This window comes from Streptomyces sp. NRRL S-1022 (assembly GCF_000720135.1).
Taxonomy (GTDB): Bacteria; Actinomycetota; Actinomycetes; order Streptomycetales; family Streptomycetaceae; genus Streptomyces.
In genome coordinates this window covers 1-299 of the sequence record NZ_JOIU01000190.1, presented here as the reverse complement: position 1 = coordinate 299, position 299 = coordinate 1, and the positions used below count along the sequence as shown (strand labels likewise).

The following is a 299-nucleotide window of genomic DNA, read 5'->3' as shown; positions in this document are numbered from 1 at the left end:
GACCCGTCTGGCTGGCGTCGATGTCGTAGTCGCCGTTGATCAGACGCTGGTCGGAGTCGCTCTGGTTGGACGAGATGGTGAGCGAGATCTTGTCCGGGTAGGCCTTGCGGACCGGGTCCGAGGAGGCCTTCCAGTTGGTGTTGCGGACCAGCACCAGCGACTTGCCCGGGCTGTACGACTGGAACTTGTACGGGCCGGAGGAGAACGGGTGCAGACCGTACTTGGACTTGGTGTCCTTGTCCTGGCGGACCGGCGAGGCCGAGGTCATGGCCAGCACCTGCTTGAAGTCGGAGTTCGCC

1 protein-coding gene is annotated in these 299 nt (G+C 63.9%); it reads right to left on the bottom strand.

Features of this window, described 5'->3' with window-relative positions; all coding sequences use genetic code 11:
* A partial coding sequence (locus IG05_RS43350; protein WP_037816070.1) for an ABC transporter substrate-binding protein occupies positions 1 to 299 on the bottom strand: 299 nt, incomplete at both ends.